The following is a 17,027-nucleotide window of genomic DNA, read 5'->3' as shown; positions in this document are numbered from 1 at the left end:
CCGCCGATCCAGACGTCGCTGCCGATCCGCACCGGGCGGCCGAATTCGAGGCCCTCGCGCCGCGTTTCGGCGTCCCGCGGATGATCGGCGGCATAGATCTGCACCGCCGGCCCGATCTGGGTGCGGTCGCCGATACTGACTTCGACGACATCCAGGATGACGCAGTTGAAGTTCATGAAGACGCCGTCGCCGAGGCGGATGTTGTAGCCGAAGTCGCAAAAGAACGGCGGACGGACCACGGTTCCGTCGCCGACATGAGGCAGACGTTCGCGCAAAAGGGTAAGCCGCTCCGATACCGGCTTTGCCAGCGCCGCGTTGTAGCGCACCAGCCATTCCTTGGTCACCGCCTGCTCGGCGCCGATTTCGGCATCGGGACGATACAGTTCCCCCGCCAGCATTTTTTGCTTTTCGGTTTTGCTCATCCGACCACTCCGAGCTTCGGAAACGCATCCGGCGCTGCCGCCAGCGCCGCGCGGGCCTTCGCGCTGTCATCGTCCATCTGGCGTACCAGCGCCTCGATGCCGTCGAACTTCACTTCGTCGCGGATGAAGGCGATGAAGGCGACGTCCAGCGAGGCGCCATAGAGGTCGCCCTTGAAATCAAACATGAACACTTCCAGCAGCGGCGCGCCGTTGTCGAAGGTCGGGCGGCGGCCGAAACTGGCGACGCCATCGAGGCGCTCATCGCCGCGGCCGACCCGCACCGCATAGATGCCGTGCTTGAGCCCGCAATTCCTGTCGAGCCGGATGTTGGCGGTGGGATAGCCGAGATCGCGGCCGCGTTTCTCGCCATGGATCACCGTGCCCGCCACGAACCACGGGCCGCCGAGCATCGCGGTGGCGTCGTCGATCTGACCCTCCGCCAGCGCCATCCGGATCGCGCTGGAGGAAACCGGCCGCTCGTCGATATCGATATGGGCCTGGACGTCGACCTCGATGCCGAGCCGGGGCGCCTCGCCGACCAGCAGGCTCGGCGAGCCCACGCGCCCCTTGCCGAAATGAAAGTCGTAGCCGACCGCGATCCCGCTGATTCCCAGCCGTCCGATCAGGTCATGGTGAATGAAATCCTGCGCCGTGGTTCCCGCGCGCCCCTTGTCGAAGGTCATCACCACGGCGCCGGAAAGCCCGGTCCCGGCCAGCAGCCTCAGCTTGCCGGCCTCGTCGGTGAGCCGGAACTGGGGGGTATTCGGGCTGAAGAAGCTTTTGGGATGGGGTTCGAAGGTCACGGCCATTGCCGGCCGGTCGAGGGCGCGGCCCATTTGCAGGGCCGCGGCAATCACCGCGCGGTGGCCGAGATGGACGCCATCGAAATTGCCCATCGCCACTACCGCCCCCCGGGGGATGGCGGCCGAGGGGGTGTCGTCGCGGATCACAGTAAAGCCAGACTTCATTTTGGGAATTCTTTTGGGCGGGGTCAGCAGGCGCGGGACCGTGACGCGGCGGCCCCGATGAAGTCAAGCCGGGCCGGATCCGCCGCGGAACGGGTGTCGTGATCCTGTTTCCCGCCAAGGTCGGTTAACGGGCTGTTTAAGGGCTGGTGCTACTGGTTGGGGCGGACTGCGGGGCTATTGGGCCTGGCGCAGGCTTGTTGGTGGTTTGTAGCGTTGCGGGGGAGTCAAGATGGCGGTTGATTTGTCGATGTCGGTTCTGGTGGTGGATGACTACAACACCATGATCCGGATCATCCGAAATCTCCTGAAGCAGCTCGGCTTCGAGAATATCGATGACGCCAGTGACGGCTCGGCGGCGCTGAACAAGATGCGCGTCAAGAAGTACGGGCTGGTGATCTCCGACTGGAACATGGAGCCGATGACCGGCTACGACCTGCTCCGGGAAGTCCGCGCCGACCCCAACCTCGCCACCACGCCGTTCATCATGATCACGGCGGAATCCAAGACCGAAAACGTGATCGCCGCCAAGAAGGCCGGCGTCAACAACTACATCGTCAAGCCGTTCAATGCCGCCACGCTGAAGACCAAGATCGAAGCGGTATTCCCTGACATGGCGAACGCGTAAGGCGGCGCCAACCTCGCTTCGCACGCACCGTTGTCAAAGTTCGTCATGCCCGGGCTTGACCCGGGCATCCACGTCTTAGTTACCTCGCAAGCTTGAAGGCGTGGATGGCCGGGTCAAGCCCGGCCATGACGACGGAGTGTGAAACAAGCGTTTCCGCCTACCACCTCAACTCCCGCATCAGCGCCTTCGGCGGGCGGCCGAACAGCTCCTTCACCGACGCGGGGTCGAGTTGGTCGATGCCCTCGAACTCTTCGGAATGGATGCCGCGGGTCAGGAACAGGCAATCGATGCCGAAGGCATGCGCGCCGGTGAGGTCGGTCCGCACGGAATCGCCGATCGCCAGCACCCGGTTGAGCTCGATGGCATGGCTCTGCCGCTCGGCGGCGAGTGCCATGGCACGCTCGTAGATCGGCCGGTGCGGCTTGCCGTAAAAGATCACCTCGCCGCCGAGTTCGCGATAGAGCTCGGCGATCGCGCCGGCGCAGTAGATCAGGCGGTCGCCGCGCTCGACCACGATGTCGGGGTTGGCGCAGATCAGCGGCAGCCGGCGCTCGCGCGCCTTCAGCATCATGCCGCGGTAATCCTCCGCCGATTCGGTTTCGTCGTCGAACAGGCCGGTGCAGACGATGTAATCGGCGGCTTCCAGCGGCGCGATCATGGTGTCGAGGCCGCGATAGATCGAATTGTCGCGCTCGGGGCCGAGCCAGAACATCTTCTTGCCCGGATGGTCGGCGACGAAATGCCGGGTGAGGTCGCCCGAACTGACAATGGCATCATAGGTCTCGTCGGCGACGCCGAGCTTGCGCAATTGCCGCTGCACCGAATCGGCCGGCCGCGGCGCGTTGGTGATGAGGATCACCGTGCCGCCCTGGGCGCGGAAACTGTGCAGCGCCTCGCAGGCTTCAGGGAAGGCCACCAGGCCGTTGTGAACCACGCCCCAGATGTCCGAGAGCACGACCTCCACGCCGGCGACAAGGTCGCTTAGCCGCTCGGCAAAACGCAGTTCGGTCATGGCAGACGGTCAGCCCGGCCCGGCAGCGCGCCGCGCCAGAGCGGCATTGCCGGTCGTCCGCGCCGGGGCCTCGATGGCCGGGGTTGTTGGGGGAGCCGTAGAGCTGGAGCCATTGGGTTCCTGGGCCTTGTTCGCAGTTGTCCCGCCGGTAGCAGATGCCCCCTCGGGCCGCAACGGCCGGGGCGGCGCAAACAGAAATCCCTGCCCGAAGCGCACATCGTAATCGAGCAGGTCGACCACCGCGCGTTCGCCTTCGATCCGCTCGGCGATCAGGTCGATGCCGAAGCGGCCGAGCAGATCGGAAAGGTCCGAGGGGTGGATGTCGGAGGTGGAACCCGATCGCTGGTCGAGCAGCAGGGCGGCGGGCACCTTGATGAAGCGGACGCCGCGGTCGGCCAGTTCGCGCGGCTCGATCCTGAGGTCGGTGACGTGGTCGATCGAGAAGCGGTATCCGCGCTGCGCCAGCGCCGCCAGATGCTCGGTCTCGACCGGGCCGAGGTTGCGAAACGTCGCCTGCTTGAATTCGAGCACGAAGGACGGCGCCAGCGCGCGGTTGGCTTCGAGGAAATCGAGGCATTGCGTGAAGGTGGCGGGATTGCCGAGTGTCGCCGCGGCGACGTTGCAGAAAATTCCGACGTCCTTGTTGCGCACCATCAGCCGGCGCAGCACCTGGACGCAGCGCAGCATCACCATGTGATCGATCCGCCCGATCAGCCCGGCGGCTTCCGCGATCGCGATGAAATCATCGGCGGCAAGAACCTCGTCCTTGTCGTCGCGCAGCCGTGTCACCGCCTCGTAGAAGCGCACCTTGCGCTGCGGCAGCGTGACCATCGGCTGCAGGTAAATATCGATGCGGTTTTCCTCGACCGCACCTTTTACGGCGGCGAGGATCTGGGTGTGGCTGCGCGACGACGCTGCTTCGGCAACAGCAGGAATGACCGCGGCGGGCGGTGTCGCGGCGGGCGCTGACGCCGCGGGCAAGGGGGCGCTGACCGTCTGTTCTATAACGTCAGGAGGCTCGATCGGGGCTTCACGCTGCTGCGGTCGCTCGGGCTGGGGCGGCGCGGCGGCGGCGCCCGCGGCCAGCATGTCGTCGTGGCTGGCGACGGAGGTCGCCAGCTGCTTGACCAGGACGCCGAGTTCGTTGATCTCGCCGATCACGGTCTGGATCCGGTCGGCGCCGGTTGAATTGGCCGACGTCAGCCGGCTCTCGACGGCGGCGAGGCGGCGGCCGAATTCGGCGACCTGGCGGGCGAGGTCGGCGGTGCCGCGCGACAGATCGGCGATCTGGCCGCCGACATCGGTGCGGTCGCGCAGCCGCATCGACACGGCGTTGTAGAGGATCAGGAAGGTCAGCGCGGTGAGCGCCACGATCGCGGATTCCGAACCGCTGATGCCCAGCACCGAATACAGGATCAGGCCGAGCGAGGCCGCGACCAGTACCATGCAGATCGCGATGAAAATCGTGGAAATGCGAATCATGCCGTGCGCAACGCCCTCAGGTCCAGACTTGCTTCCGCCCGGAAAAACGCGAAAGCCACGGCCATCCGTCGTATCTCGCGCCCGTCCAGGCGCCGCAAGCTTAGCATCAATGTTGATTCGACGAGCTAGTGTTCTTCCGATCCGGCCGAAACTGCCGCTCCCACCGTATCCGCCATCACGGCGCCGCGGGCGCCGAGCGGCTTTGGCTGCCCGACCGTCGAATCCCGCGACGTCTGGTGCTCGATTTCTGCGTTCAGTTCGGCGCCGCACAGCACGATGACGGCGGACATCCACATCCACATCATCAGGCCGATGGCGGCGCCGAGCGAGCCGTAGGTGGCGTCGTAGTTTCCGAAGTTCGACAGGTACCATGACAGCAGCGAGGAGCCGGCGATCCACAGCAGCGCCGCCGCCAGGGTACCGACGCTGAGCCATTCCCACCGCGCCGCCCGCCTGCTCGGGCCGAACCGGTAGAGCACGCCGAGCGCCAGGAGCAGGATCGCGAACATCAGCGGCCAACGCGCCAGGCTGACAATGACCTTGCTCTCCTGGGCGAGGCCGAGATGATCGAGCGCCAGCGGCAGCGCCACCACCGCGCTCACCATCAGCATCAGCGCCATGATAGCGCCGGTGGTGAACGCCAGCGACAGCAGGTTCAACCGGATGAATCCGCGCTTCTCGCGCTCGCCATAGACCACGTTCAACGCCTCGATCACCGCCTTGACGCCGGCATTGGCGCTCCAGATCGCGAGCCCGAGGCCGAACAGGAAGGTCGCGCCGAGCGCGGTGTCGCCCTTGGCAAGCACGCGCGCGATCTGGTCCTGCACGATCTGGAACGAGCCCTGCGGCAGCATCATTGCCATCGTCTGCAGATTGGCTCCGATCGTGGAGGCGTCCGCGAACAGCCCGTAGGACGACACCAGCGCGGTGATGGCGGGAAACACTGCGAGCAGTCCGAAGAACACGACGCCCGCAGCGGTGGCGAGCAGGCGGTCATCGTTGATCTGCTGATAGGTGCGCCACAGGATATCCTTCCAGCCGGCGAAGGGAATCTGGAAGGGGTGGCTGGAAAGCCGGCCGCGTCCGTGCTGCGCCAGTTCGGGCACGGGAGGCGCGGTCTCGGGTTCCCGATCCGGCGGCGTGACGATGGTTTGAAGATAGCGCTGCGCGGTCAGGACGAAAATCGCCGTGGCCGCAATCAGGAGCAGATTGTCAGCAGCGTTGCGCCGGCCGGACATCAGGGCGCCGGTCTTCGCGCCTGCTGCCGGCGGACCGCCGCCCAGCCCAACAACGTCGCCGCTACCAGGAGGCCGGCCTGCACTTTCCTGCTGTCCACGGCGGGCCCGGGACGGGATGCCCGCCGCGCGCGGCACGCACCGCTCACAGGCGTAGCAGGCTCGCGCAGGATCGCCGTCGCGGTATTGGTGGCGGCCTCGACCCGGGCCGGCTTGACCGGATTGGCGTTGATGGCGACACGAAGACGGCTCGCCAATGACGGAAATTGCCGTGCCGGTCGCTTCAACCGGCTGGCGGCCATAGCGGCACAGATCGCAGCGACCGTCACCAGCAGGCCGCCGGTGGCGCCGAACGCCTGGAACAGGCCGTAATTGATCTCGATCCAGCGAAACAGCGCGGCGGCCCCGACCAGAAGCGCCGCGATCCCGAAAATGCCCGCGGCGGCAAACATCCCGCCGGCGACCGCATAGGATGTGGCGGTGCCCGTGGCCTGATCGGCGCGGTCGCGCATATAGGACCGCGTCGCCCGTTTGATCTGGTTCAGTTTCAGCGCCAGTCCGGTGCGCAGCAATCCGCTCGAAAGCGCGAGCATGTCGACATTCCTCCACCGCAGCGACGCCGATCATCGCTGCGGGGGGTGAACGTGGAGAGGTTTTGAAGGTTCCGCGGGCCTGCTAAGTGGCCCGGGCGCGATGCGGCGTGAAACGCTGCGCCGCGTCCGGGACTTGTGACGACCCTACGCCACCGCGCGGATCACCTTGGCTACCTTTTCGACGATTTCGCCGATCTGGTCTTCGGTGACGATCAAGGGCGGGGTCAGCGCCAGGGTATCGCCGGCGACCCGCAGCATCAGGTCGTTGTCGTGGAAGGCGCTGTTGAGCCCTTCGAAGCCGCGCTTGCCCGGCAGGTCCGGGCGCGGGGCGAGGTCGATGCCCGCGGTCAGGCCGACGGTGCGGATATCCACCACATTGGGCTCGTTGCGCAGCGACATCACGGCGTCGGCGAATTTCGGCTCGAGAATCCTGGCGCGCTCGAACAGCTTTTCGTCACGGTAGATGTCGAGCGTGGCCAGCGCCGCGGCGCAGGCGATCGGGTGCGCCGAATAGGTATAGCCGTGGGTCAGTTCGACGACATGCTCCGGGCCGTTCATGAAGGCGTCGTGGATGGTGTCGCGCACCAGCACGCCGCCCATCGGGGCCGCGCCATTGGTGATGCCTTTGGCGAAGGTCAGCATGTCCGGCAATACGCCGTAACGCTCGGCGGCAAAGGCAAAGCCGAGCCGGCCGTAGCCGGTGATGACTTCGTCGAAGATCAGGAGGATGCCGTGCTTCTGGGTGATCTCGCGCAGCCGCTTCAGATAACCCTTCGGCGCCGGCAGCACGCCGGTCGATCCCGCCATCGGCTCGACGATCACGGCGGCGATGGTGTTGGCGCCGTGCAGATTGACCAGCCGCTCCACGTCGTCGGCGAAATGCGCGCCATATTCCGGCTCGCCCTTGGTGAAGGCCTGCTTCTCGCGGTCATAGGTGTGGGAAATATGATCGACGCCGGTCAGCAGCGAGCCGTAGATCTTGCGGTTGCCGACGATGCCGCCGACGGACGTGCCGCCGAAGCCGACGCCGTGATAGCCGCGCTCGCGGCCGATCAACCGGGTACGACCGCCCTGACCGCTGATCTGATGATAGGCCAGCGCAATCTTCAGCGCGGTATCGGCGGCCTCGGATCCGGAATTGCAGAAGAAGACGTGGTCGAGGCCATCAGGCGCCAGGTCGGCGATGCGGCTCGCCAGTTCGAAGGCCTGTGGAATGCCGAACTGGAACGGCGGCGCATAGTCCAGCGCGGCGGCCTGCTTGCCGATCGCCTCGGCGATCTGGGAGCGGCCGTGGCCGGCATTGCAGCACCACATGCCGGCGGCGGCGTCGATGATCTTGCGGCCATCGACGGTGAAATAATGCATGTCCTTGGCGCCGGCGAGCAGCCGCGGATTCTTCTTGAAAGCGCGGTTGGCGGTGAACGGCATCCAGTGCGCGGCGAGATCATTCGGCACGTTGACGGTGGCGGGGAGTGGGCTCTTGTCCAGCATGGGGGCCTCTTCAAGGTTTTGGGGCATCGGCGGCTGCCCGCGCAAGCTATCAGCTTCGCCGCCCGGCGGGAACGCCGCGTGCGCAATATTTCCGCTCAATCGGGCGGATTGAGGCCGGCCTGCGCGGCACCTGGCCGCTCACAGATCGGCGGCTGCGATCCAGAACACTTCGCCGCGGGAATCCTCGGTATCGAGCCAGAGCAGCGGCAATTGCGGGTAGGCGGCCTCCAATGCCGGCCGGCAACGGCCGATTTCGCACAGCAAACCGCCCTGTGGCGTCAGATGCCGCTTGGCCTCGTCGAGGATGCGCCTGACGATATCGAGCCCGTCGACACCGCCGTCGAACGCGAGTTTCGGCTCGGCGCGGCATTCGCGGGGCAGGTCGGCCATCCCTTGCGCGTCGACATAGGGCGGATTGGAGATGATCAGGTCGTAGCGCCCGCCGCCTAGCGGCTTGAACAGGTCGCCCCGGTGCAGCGTCACCCGGTCCTCGAGGCCGTAATCGGCGATGTTGCGGGCGGCGACGGCGAGGGCGTCTCTGGAGAGGTCGACCGCGTCGATCCGGGCATTGGGGAAATTCCGGCTCGCGAGAATCGCGAGACAGCCCGAACCGGTGCAGAGGTCGAGCACGCTCTCGACGTCTGCGGGGTCTGCGATCAGCGAGCCGCCGGCTCCGTCGTCATCGCCGCCGAAATGGGAGTCCAGCAATTCGCCGATGAAGGAGCGCGGCACGATGGTGCGCTCGTCGACATGGAATGGCAGTCCGCGCATGTAGATCTTGTTGACCAGATAGGCGGCGGGTTTGCGCGAGGTGACGCGGCGCGCGATGACGTCGAGAATGGCCCTGGCCTCGGCTGCCGTGACCCGGGCCGTCGCAAACGTCTCGAACTGGTCGGGATGCAGATGCAGCGTTTCGCACACCAGGAAAGCGGCCTCGGCCACCGGATCGGTGGTGCCATGCGCGAACACGAGTCCGGCTTCGATGAAGCGGCTGGTCGCATAACGCACAAAATCGAGCAGCGTTCTGAGTTCGCCGGATGCAACCCTGGGCATTTTCGTCGCGGCGGGCCGCTTGGCCGTCGGTTTTGCGCGCTTCGCCATCAGGATCTGGTCCAGCGCGCGGCGGCGTCGTCGTCGCGGCTGTGGGTGTCGACCCAGCTGGTTCCGCCAGGCTTTTCCTCGCGCTTCCAGAACGGCGCATTGGCCTTCAGATAATCCATCAGGAACTCCGCCGCCTGGAACGCGGCCTGCCGGTGCGCGGAGGCGGTCAGCACCAGTACGATATTCTCGCCAGCCTCGATGCGGCCGACGCGATGGATCACGGTCAGCCCCGTCAGCGGCCAGCGCGACATCGCGGTCTCGGCATGGCGCGCGATTTCGGCCTCCGCCATTCCAGGATAGTGCTCCAGCGTCAGCGCCGCGATCGCCTCGCCGCCTTCGCTGCCCCGGCAGATCCCTGAAAATGTCACGACGGCGCCGATATCGGTACGCCCGTCGGTGAGCGCTGCGATCTCGCGGCCGATGTCGAAATCGGCCTCCTGGATGCGGATGGTCACAGTGGCGGCCATGACAGGCTCAGCCGCCGGTCATCGGCGGGAAGAAGGCAATCTCGCGGGCACCGGCGATGGCAGCATCGGGTTGGACGTGGGCGTGGTCGATCGCGACGCGAATCACCCGCGGCGTCTCGAAGGCATGGGCATAGGTCTCGCCCTGTCCGGCCAGCCAGGCGATCAGGTCGTCCACGGTGCGCACGCTGGCCGGCGGCTCGACCGTTTCCTCGGATTTGCCGATCCGCTCGCGTACCCAGGCGAAATATTTGACCTTCAACCCTCATCCTCCTTGATGAGATGATGAATACCGGCGCGAAAATAGTCCCAGCCGGTGTAGATCGTGAAAATCGCCGATATCCAGAGCAGGACGATGCCGATCAGCGTGGTCGGCGGGAAAATCGCCTCGCCGGCTTCGCCCGCGATCAGAAAGCCGATCGCGACCAGCTGGATGGTGGTTTTGTATTTCGCGAGCCGGGTGACGGGCACGCTGACCCGAAGGGCGGCGAGATATTCGCGCAGGCCCGAGACCAGGATTTCGCGGCACAGGATCACGATGGCCGGCCATAGCGTCCAGCCATGGATGCTGCTGTCGGCCGCCAGCATCAGGAGGCAGGATGCTACCAGCAGCTTGTCCGCGATCGGATCCAGCATCCGGCCGAACGCCGATTGCTGGTCCCAGATTCGCGCATAATAGCCATCGAGATAATCGGTGATGGCCGCGGCGATGAAGACCGCCAGCGCCACCCAGCGCAGCCACAACGGGTAGTACAGGATGGACTGCAGGAAGACGCAGCCCACCACCACCGGAATCGCGGCGATCCGGCCGTAGGTCAGGATATTCGGCAGGGACATCGAGCTCCTGCCCGAACCCTTTGTCGTGACGATGTTCATCCGTCTTACCAATACCGCCCCGGCATGAAGGTCAACCGTGTGGCGCAGCTGATCCGATGCAGGCGACCCCTATGTGACGCGAAATTACCCTGTCTGCGCGTGGAAAAACTCGAAAATCTTGCGGGCGCTCTCGGCGCTGACCCCCGGAACCTTGCCGAGATCGGCGATCGAGGCCCGCTCGATCTCCTTCAAGGTTCCGAAATGATGCAGCAGGGCCCGTTTCCGCGACGGGCCGATGCCGGGAATTTCCTGCAGTCCGGCCTCGCGAATGTCCTTTTTGCGCAGCTTGCGGTGCGAACCGATCACGAAGCGATGCGCCTCGTCGCGCAGCCGCTGGATGAAATACAGCACGGGATCGCGCGGCTCCAGCTTGATCGCCTCTCTGTCCGGCATGAACAGGGTTTCGCGGCCGGCGTCGCGGTCCGGACCTTTGGCGACCGCCAGCAGCGTCACCTGGGTCAGGCCGAGCCCGGCGAAGATCTCCCGGACGGCGTTGAGCTGGCCGCGGCCGCCGTCGATGATGACGAGGTCGGGCCATTGCGGAAACGAATCGTCGTCGGCCCTGGCCTTGACGGCGTCGCCTTCCGCCGGCGGTGCCAGCAGCCGCTTGAATCGGCGTTGCAGCACCTCGCGCATCATCGCGTAATCGTCGCCCGGCGTCAGGCCTTCGGACCTGATGTTGAACTTGCGGTACTGGTTCTTGATGAAGCCATCCGGCCCCGCCACGACCATGGCGCCGACCGCGTTGCTGCCCTGGATATGGCTGTTGTCATAGACCTCGATCCGTTTCGGCGGATGCGGCAGCCCGAGCGTGGTGACCATCCCCTGCAGCAACCGGCCCTGGGTCGCGGTATCCGCCAGCTTGCGGCCCAGCGCCTCGCGCGCATTGGTCAGCGCGTGCGCGATCATCTCCTTCTTTTCGCCGCGCCGGGGCGTCGAGACCTCGACCTTGAAACCGGCCTTGATCGACAGCGCATCGGCCAGCAGTTCGCATTCCTCGATCGCGTGCGACAGCAGGACGAGCTTCGGCGGCGGCTTGTCGTCGTAGAACTGGGCGAGGAACGCGGCCAGCACCTCTTCCGGGGTGAAGCTCTTTTCGGCGCGGGGAAAATAGGCGCGGTTGCCCCAGTTCTGGCCGGTGCGGAAAAAGAACACCTCGATGCAGGAGTAGCCGCCCTCCTGATGGATGGCGAAGACGTCGGCTTCCTCCACGCTGCGCGGATTGATGCCCTGCTGCGACTGGATCGCGGACAGGGCCGCGAGGCGGTCGCGGTAGAGTGCCGCGGTCTCGAATTCGAGTTCGGCGGCAGCCTTTTCCATTTCGCCGGCGAGCTGCTGTTTCACGACGCGGCTGCGACCGGACAGGAAATCCGTCGCCTCGTGCACCAGTTCGGTATAGCCGGGGAAATCGATCTCGCCGGTACACGGCCCGGAGCAGCGCCGGATCTGGTAGAGCAGGCACGGCCTGGTGCGGCTCTCGAAGAACGCGTCGGTACAGGAGCGCACCAGAAAGGCGCGTTGCAGCGCCGTGATGGTGCGGCCGACCGCGCCGGCCGAGGCGAACGGGCCGAAATACCTGCCGGGGCGCGACTGCGCGCCGCGGTGCTTCAGGATCTGCGGCGCCCAGTGGTCGCCCGTGATCAGGATATAGGGAAACGATTTGTCGTCGCGCAGCTGAACGTTGAAGCGCGGCCGCAGCTGCTTGATCAGGTTGGCTTCCAGCAGCAGCGCCTCGGTTTCGGTCGTGGTCGACACGATCTCGACGGTCGCGGTGGCTGCGATCATGCGCAGGATGCGCGCCGGCTGCGGCGCCGAGACCCTTGCATAGGAGGACAGCCGCTTTTTGACGTTTTTCGCCTTGCCGACATAGAGCACGTCGTTTCCGGCATTGAGCATGCGGTAGACGCCGGGAGAGGTCGGGGCATGGCGCACGGCGTGCTCGATGGCGGCATGGCCGGACGCCAGCCGGCCCTCCGGCAGCGCTTCGCCGGACTCGTCCGGAACGTCAGGCAGGCCCTCGTCGTCGTCTTCGGCGCCTGCTGCCGCCGGGTCGATAGGCTCCAGCGCCGGGTCCTGCGGCGGCAGATCGGCCGCAGCGGAAGCCGGCCCGGCGCCGCTGCGTTCCGTCGGCGGAACGGCAACCTGGGGGGTGTCGGAAGAATCGTGATCCATCGGCCGAATACTTAGGCGCTGGGACCGCGCATCGCCAGCGTTGCGGCGGGTGATCGCAGCCGCGGCTTCCACCGAAGCCATCCGCGACGGACCGGCGCCGTAACACTTCCTTAAGAATGCTGAGCGGGCGGTAACGGGTCTTAACAACCCTTTAACTTAAAACTCTCGATAAATCTTACCAGAAGAAGAGTGAGTTTCGTAACCATGCGGCCCCGCGTCGCGCCGGCTCAAGGGCGCTTTGCGAAGCCGGGGGGGACGATAGTTGCGTGGGGAGAGTACGATGAAAAAGCTTGTATCGGGCAGGGTGGCGTTGGCCGGCCTTGGCTGTGTTCTGGGCTGCACGCTGGGCTCGCCCCAGTCGGCACAGGCCGCCGACATGAACAATTACGGCGCGCGCGCGCCCTATACCGTCAACCAGCCGCTCAATGCCTATAGCTGGGCCGGCCCCTATCTCGGCGCCAATCTCGGCTACGCCTGGGGATCCGTCCACAACAATCCGACCGAGCCGTCGGGCTTCGCGGGCGGCTTGACGGCCGGGTACAACTGGCAGACCGGACCGTGGGTGTTCGGCGCCGAGGGCGACATCCAGGCGACCGGCGCCAGCGATACGTTCGCGCCGTGGAAATTCTCCAACCCGTGGTTCGGCACCGTGCGCGGCCGGGTCGGCTATGCCTTCAACAACATCATGTTCTTCGGCACCGGCGGTCTGGCGTTCGGCGAACTGCGCGGCGAGACCTTCGGGCTGTCGGAAAGCCATACCAGGGCGGGCTGGACCGTGGGCGCCGGCACCGAATTCGGCCTCACCCAGAACCTCAGCGCCAAGATCGAATATCTCTATGTCGATCTCGCCAATTCCAACTTCACCATCACCGGAACGTCGAACGGCTACCGGTTCGGATTGTTGCGCGCCGGCGTGAACTATCGCTTCTGACAAGAAACTTTCGAACAAGAAAAGATCTGTTGCAACCTCCCGGCCGCTTCCCGCGGCCGGGATTTTTTTGTGCATTTGCGCGAACCGCTGGCGATGCGACTCACAAATTCCGACCTCATCCTGAGGAGCCGCGCGCGCTTCGCGCGGCGTCTCGAAGGATGGCCGCGGGCAAGGTGCCAGATGGTTCGAGACGCGCGACCGGCAGCGCGAGGGCGCTTCCGGTCGCGCTCCTCACCATGAGGGAGATGGGTGTGCCGTGGGAGGTGAAGCGGAGCCGCGCCCGGTGGAAGCTACGACGAAATCACAAGATTGACCGCCTTGGGGCCCTTGCCCTTCTTGTCCGGTTCGACCTCGAAGGTGATGCGTTGTCCTTCGGTCAGATCCTTCAACCCGGCCCGCTCTACCGCGGTGATGTGAACGAACACATCGCGACCGCCGTCATCGGGCTTGATGAAACCGTAGCCCCGTTCTCCGTTGAAGAACTTGACGATCCCAGTCATGGCCATCGGGAAACTCCTCCCCCGTACTGCACCGCCGTTACGCGCTGGCGCGCGTATCGGCCGACCGGACATTCGCTGCCGGAGCGCAGGGCCATCTGGGCGGATTAGGCTGCACCGCCGATCCGTCTTGAAATTATTTGAGGCCTTGTCACTCCGCCGCTACCATTCGCGGAAGCGGAACGTGAAGCCAGTCCAATGGACCGAGCATAATACGGTTCCCGGCAAATTGCCTACCGTTGAAATCGTGCTGTGCGGCGCGGCAAATTGCGCAGGTTGCGGCGTCAGGGTTTGGGGACTTCGAGCCTGAAGCGGCCGGCGCCGCCCTGGCCGAGCGGCTTTTCCAGTTCGGGCAGGATCGTCTTCAACTCGCCCATCAGCGTCCATGGCGGGTTGACGATCAGGAGTCCCGACGAGACCAGGCCGGGAGATGCCGCCTGCGGGGCGACGCTGAATTCCAGCCGCAGGCATTTCCCCGCCGGCTTGGCGGCGCCGGCCGCCTCGGCGACATGCCGCGCAAGGCCGTCGGTGGCGCGCCGGCTCTTCACCGGGTACCACAGCAGATAGCTGCCGGTCGGCCATTTCGCGAAGGCCTCGGTAAAGCCCGCAGCCAGCCGTTCGAACTCGTCCTTCTGCTCGAACGACGGATCGATCAGGACCAGGCCGCGCCGCTCGTTCGGCGGCACGAAGGCCGGCAGCGCGGTCCAGCCGTCGAGATCGACCACCCGGGCCTGGGTGTCGCGCCGCAGCGCCTCGATCAGGCGCTTGCGGGCCTTCGGCTCGACCTCGCAGGCGGTCAGGCGATCCTGCGGCCGCAGCATCGCGCGGGCGATCAGCGGCGATCCCGGATAGGCCATGAGGTCGCGTTGCGGATTGAAGGCCCTGACGATGTCGAGATAGGGCCTGAGCAGCGGCTCGGCCTTTTCCGAGAACCGCGCCTGCATGATGCGGGCGATGCCGGTCAGCGCTTCACCGCCGCGGCGCGCTTCCTCCGAGGTCAGGTCGTAGACCCCGGCGCCGGCATGGGTGTCGATGACGCGAAACGCCGCCGGCTTCTCGTGCAGATAGGCGAGCATCCGCACCAGCACGATGTGCTTGATGACGTCGGCGAAGCCGCCGGCGTGAAAGTCGTGACGGTAGTTCATGGAAGAGGGGTTACGACATCAGGCGATGAAAGTAACCAAGGTCATTCCGGGTTCGATGCTTTGCATCGCCCCGGAATGACGGATCCCTCACGTCCCCCGCATCGGCGGCATCACCACCTCGTCGCGGCGGCAGGCGCGGCGATCGGTCTCCTCGCAGGCGCGGAACTGGAGGTCCTTGCTCATGCAGATGCGCACTTCGCTGAGCCGTCTCCTGCCACAGACCACCGCGATCGCCGAGGCGCTCAGGCCCGGATTGACCTTGATGAAGGCCTCCTCGATCTCGGCCGGCGCGAGGATCTTCTCCGATGACATTTCGAGATATTCCGGCGGAATCTTCACGGCCGCCCGCGCCTTTCGGGTGGTCTCGAAATAGGCCCGGGCGCCGAGCCCGGAGCAGGTGCCGTGCTTGTCCCATTCGGCATAGATCAGCCCGGGCGCCGGCATCAGGTCCAGCATCGACCTCATGATGTTGCGATCGAGCCGCGGCGACGGCCGCTGGCAATAATTGGGAAAGCCGCGCTCATATTGCGGCCACAGGCCGTGGACCACGAAGGAATACGGCCGCCCGCACTGGATCTGCTGCGAACGTCCGGTGTTGCCGCGCTCCGCCGCCTCCTCGCAGTAGGAAGGCGACCACGACAGCGCCAGCACGTAAAAATCGAACTCGCCCGGCGCATTCTGCCGGCGATCCTGCGCCGCTGCGGTCCCGGCCAGCCCTGTCAGGGCGGCCGCAGCAAGCAGAGCCATGGAGATCACAACCCGCGAAATCCAGCTCCGGGAAAAAAACGACATCACAAAGCCCCTATACTCGGACCGCCCGGGAATGTAGCAGAAAAAAGGAACATTTAAAGAACAAAAGTGGCGAGGCGGCGACAAAGCCGCGAGTGCGTCGTTCGGGCCTGGCTTGGCATCCCTCGGCGGGGTCGGGGACAAAAATCACGAAAACAACCCCATGCACAGATAGACCCGGCGCCGCATGAGTGCCGCCCCGTCCGGAACGGGACGAAAACGATGCTTTCACGATCAAATCTCGTCTCGGTTCAGGGGAGGCCGGATTTGGACTGTTGCCAAAAAAACGGGCAGATCAGGGCCTGGCGGCCTTGCAGCCGGGATTATAGGCCCAGTTGCGATCGAGCCCGGTCACGCACCATTCGACGCCCTGGCCAAAGCCGGCAAAGCCGCCGTCCTCGATCAGCGAATAGTGCACCTGACGCAGTTTGCCGTCGCTCAGCATGACGTCGGCGCTGCAATAGCGGCGTGGAATGTTGTCGGACTGCCAGGGCCGGAACGCGGTCTCGCGGATCTGGCCATAGGCGGTGATCTTGAGCGAGGAATTCCAGTGGGCGCTTTCCTTCTCCCAGAACTGGTGGGTGATGGTGCCCAGCGCAGCCTCGCAATCCTTGACCCGGCCGTCATAGCGCGGGCCGGACAGCCAGAAATTCAGCTCCAGCGGATTGGCGGCTTGCGCGGCCTGTCCGAACGCCATCAGTCCCAGAAAAACGCCGAGTGCTGCGCCACCAACGGGTCGCATCAGGGATCTGAAGAAGTCGCGCATGGGAAATCCGCCGGTGTTCCAACGCAGGGGACGGTGCCGCGAAGCCCTCGCGAGGTCAAGTGCAACGCGGCAACACTTGCCGACAACCCGGCGGTCGGCCGTCAGCCGTTCTTTTCACGGCGACCGATGCGCCGTAAGGTGCGGCCAGCCAATGGAGTCTGCGATGCGAATGATGGGGGCTGCGAGCCTGGTTGCGATGGGGATGCTGGCGAGCGCGCCGGTGCAGGCCCAATGGGTGCCGCCGTTCAAGGGCAACGACACCGGCGGCATCATCGCCTATGGGCTGGCGTCGCAGGCCGATGTCCGCGCGATGGCGATCGACCACTGCGCGGGTTACGGCAAGGTGGTGAAATTCCTCAGCGTTCAACCCGGCGAGGGCGGCTACATCTCGTTCGCCTGCCGCTGGGTGCCGTATTACCGGCTGGATGGGGCGCTGCGCGCCCGTTACTGAATCGGAC

At 65.5% G+C, this 17,027-nt stretch carries 19 protein-coding genes; 3 read left to right on the top strand and 16 right to left on the bottom strand.

The features are described from left to right. Positions 1 to 422 (bottom strand): sugar O-acetyltransferase (locus tag Q8R73_RS10690; protein ID WP_305719515.1); only part of this gene is annotated, 422 nt, incomplete at its 3' end. Then, entirely contained in the window at positions 419 to 1,390 is a 972-nt protein-coding gene (locus Q8R73_RS10685; RefSeq protein ID WP_305719514.1) for a bifunctional riboflavin kinase/FAD synthetase, read from the bottom strand. The genes Q8R73_RS10685 and Q8R73_RS10690, both read right to left, overlap by 4 nt. Before the next feature lie 229 nt (positions 1,391 to 1,619). Between Q8R73_RS10685 and Q8R73_RS10680 the strand changes: the two genes are divergently transcribed. Further along, positions 1,620 to 2,015, top strand: a complete 396-nt coding sequence (locus tag Q8R73_RS10680; protein ID WP_305712379.1) for a response regulator — start codon at positions 1,620 to 1,622, stop codon at positions 2,013 to 2,015. Between the two features lie 157 nt (positions 2,016 to 2,172). On the opposite strand, the gene Q8R73_RS10675 is transcribed toward Q8R73_RS10680, so the two are convergent. The 10 genes from Q8R73_RS10675 to uvrC all read right to left on the bottom strand — a co-directional run bounded on the left by Q8R73_RS10675 (position 2,173) and on the right by uvrC (position 12,441). After that, entirely contained in the window at positions 2,173 to 3,027 is an 855-nt protein-coding gene (locus tag Q8R73_RS10675) for a TIGR01459 family HAD-type hydrolase (RefSeq protein ID WP_305719513.1), read from the bottom strand. A gap of 9 nt (positions 3,028 to 3,036) precedes the next feature. Next, on the bottom strand, positions 3,037 to 4,509 hold the full coding sequence (locus tag Q8R73_RS10670) for an EAL domain-containing protein (protein ID WP_305719512.1): 1,473 nt from the start codon (positions 4,507 to 4,509) through the stop codon (positions 3,037 to 3,039). 125 nt (positions 4,510 to 4,634) lie between these two features. Further along, complete coding sequence (locus Q8R73_RS10665) at positions 4,635 to 5,747, bottom strand: YihY/virulence factor BrkB family protein (protein ID WP_305719511.1); 1,113 nt, start codon at positions 5,745 to 5,747, stop codon at positions 4,635 to 4,637. Continuing rightward, on the bottom strand, positions 5,747 to 6,337 hold the full coding sequence (locus Q8R73_RS10660) for a phage holin family protein (RefSeq protein WP_305719510.1): 591 nt from the start codon (positions 6,335 to 6,337) through the stop codon (positions 5,747 to 5,749). The genes Q8R73_RS10665 and Q8R73_RS10660 overlap by 1 nt, the downstream gene beginning before the upstream one ends. Before the next feature lie 144 nt (positions 6,338 to 6,481). After that, complete coding sequence (locus tag Q8R73_RS10655; RefSeq protein WP_305719509.1) at positions 6,482 to 7,828, bottom strand: aspartate aminotransferase family protein; 1,347 nt, start codon at positions 7,826 to 7,828, stop codon at positions 6,482 to 6,484. Positions 7,829 to 7,966: 138 nt separating this feature from the next. After that, complete coding sequence (prmB, locus tag Q8R73_RS10650; protein ID WP_305719508.1) at positions 7,967 to 8,929, bottom strand: 50S ribosomal protein L3 N(5)-glutamine methyltransferase; 963 nt, start codon at positions 8,927 to 8,929, stop codon at positions 7,967 to 7,969. Further along, on the bottom strand, positions 8,929 to 9,396 hold the full coding sequence (locus Q8R73_RS10645) for a molybdenum cofactor biosynthesis protein MoaE (protein WP_305719507.1): 468 nt from the start codon (positions 9,394 to 9,396) through the stop codon (positions 8,929 to 8,931). The genes prmB and Q8R73_RS10645 overlap by 1 nt, the downstream gene beginning before the upstream one ends. A 7-nt stretch (positions 9,397 to 9,403) precedes the next feature. Next, positions 9,404 to 9,655: a molybdopterin converting factor subunit 1 gene (gene moaD, locus Q8R73_RS10640; RefSeq protein ID WP_305719506.1), complete on the bottom strand. Its 252-nt coding sequence runs from the start codon at positions 9,653 to 9,655 to the stop codon at positions 9,404 to 9,406. Further along, positions 9,652 to 10,269 (bottom strand): CDP-diacylglycerol--glycerol-3-phosphate 3-phosphatidyltransferase, encoded by a 618-nt coding sequence (pgsA, locus tag Q8R73_RS10635; RefSeq protein WP_305719505.1) that lies wholly within the window; start codon positions 10,267 to 10,269, stop codon positions 9,652 to 9,654. The genes moaD and pgsA overlap by 4 nt, the downstream gene beginning before the upstream one ends. 84 nt (positions 10,270 to 10,353) lie before the next feature. Further along, complete coding sequence (gene uvrC / locus Q8R73_RS10630; RefSeq protein WP_305719504.1) at positions 10,354 to 12,441, bottom strand: excinuclease ABC subunit UvrC; 2,088 nt, start codon at positions 12,439 to 12,441, stop codon at positions 10,354 to 10,356. Between the two features lie 280 nt (positions 12,442 to 12,721). On the opposite strand from uvrC, the gene Q8R73_RS10625 reads away from it, so the two are divergent. After that, the gene (locus Q8R73_RS10625) at positions 12,722 to 13,372 is read left to right on the top strand and encodes an outer membrane protein (protein ID WP_305719503.1); all 651 of its coding nucleotides are present in this window, start codon (positions 12,722 to 12,724) and stop codon (positions 13,370 to 13,372) included. 290 nt (positions 13,373 to 13,662) lie between these two features. On the opposite strand, the gene Q8R73_RS10620 is transcribed toward Q8R73_RS10625, so the two are convergent. The 4 genes from Q8R73_RS10620 to Q8R73_RS10605 all read right to left on the bottom strand — a co-directional run bounded on the left by Q8R73_RS10620 (position 13,663) and on the right by Q8R73_RS10605 (position 16,569). Next, positions 13,663 to 13,878 carry a cold-shock protein gene (locus Q8R73_RS10620; RefSeq protein ID WP_108522052.1) on the bottom strand — a complete coding sequence of 72 codons (216 nt, stop codon included), beginning with the start codon at positions 13,876 to 13,878 and terminating at the stop codon, positions 13,663 to 13,665. Between the two features lie 275 nt (positions 13,879 to 14,153). Next, the gene (locus Q8R73_RS10615; RefSeq protein WP_305719502.1) at positions 14,154 to 15,014 is read right to left on the bottom strand and encodes a 23S rRNA (adenine(2030)-N(6))-methyltransferase RlmJ; all 861 of its coding nucleotides are present in this window, start codon (positions 15,012 to 15,014) and stop codon (positions 14,154 to 14,156) included. A gap of 87 nt (positions 15,015 to 15,101) precedes the next feature. Then, positions 15,102 to 15,761, bottom strand: a complete 660-nt coding sequence (locus Q8R73_RS10610; protein ID WP_305719501.1) for a ribonuclease T2 — start codon at positions 15,759 to 15,761, stop codon at positions 15,102 to 15,104. A 337-nt stretch (positions 15,762 to 16,098) separates the two neighbouring features. Then, on the bottom strand, positions 16,099 to 16,569 hold the full coding sequence (locus Q8R73_RS10605; RefSeq protein WP_305719500.1) for a hypothetical protein: 471 nt from the start codon (positions 16,567 to 16,569) through the stop codon (positions 16,099 to 16,101). A gap of 163 nt (positions 16,570 to 16,732) precedes the next feature. Between Q8R73_RS10605 and Q8R73_RS10600 the strand changes: the two genes are divergently transcribed. Further along, entirely contained in the window at positions 16,733 to 17,020 is a 288-nt protein-coding gene (locus tag Q8R73_RS10600) for a hypothetical protein (RefSeq protein ID WP_305719499.1), read from the top strand. Positions 17,021 to 17,027: the final 7 nt, after the last annotated feature.

The sequence above is a fragment of the Bradyrhizobium sp. genome (assembly GCF_030697065.1).
Taxonomy (GTDB): domain Bacteria; phylum Pseudomonadota; class Alphaproteobacteria; order Rhizobiales; family Xanthobacteraceae; genus Bradyrhizobium.
Note: the sequence above shows the minus strand (reverse complement) of the source record. Positions and strands in the feature narration are given on the sequence as shown.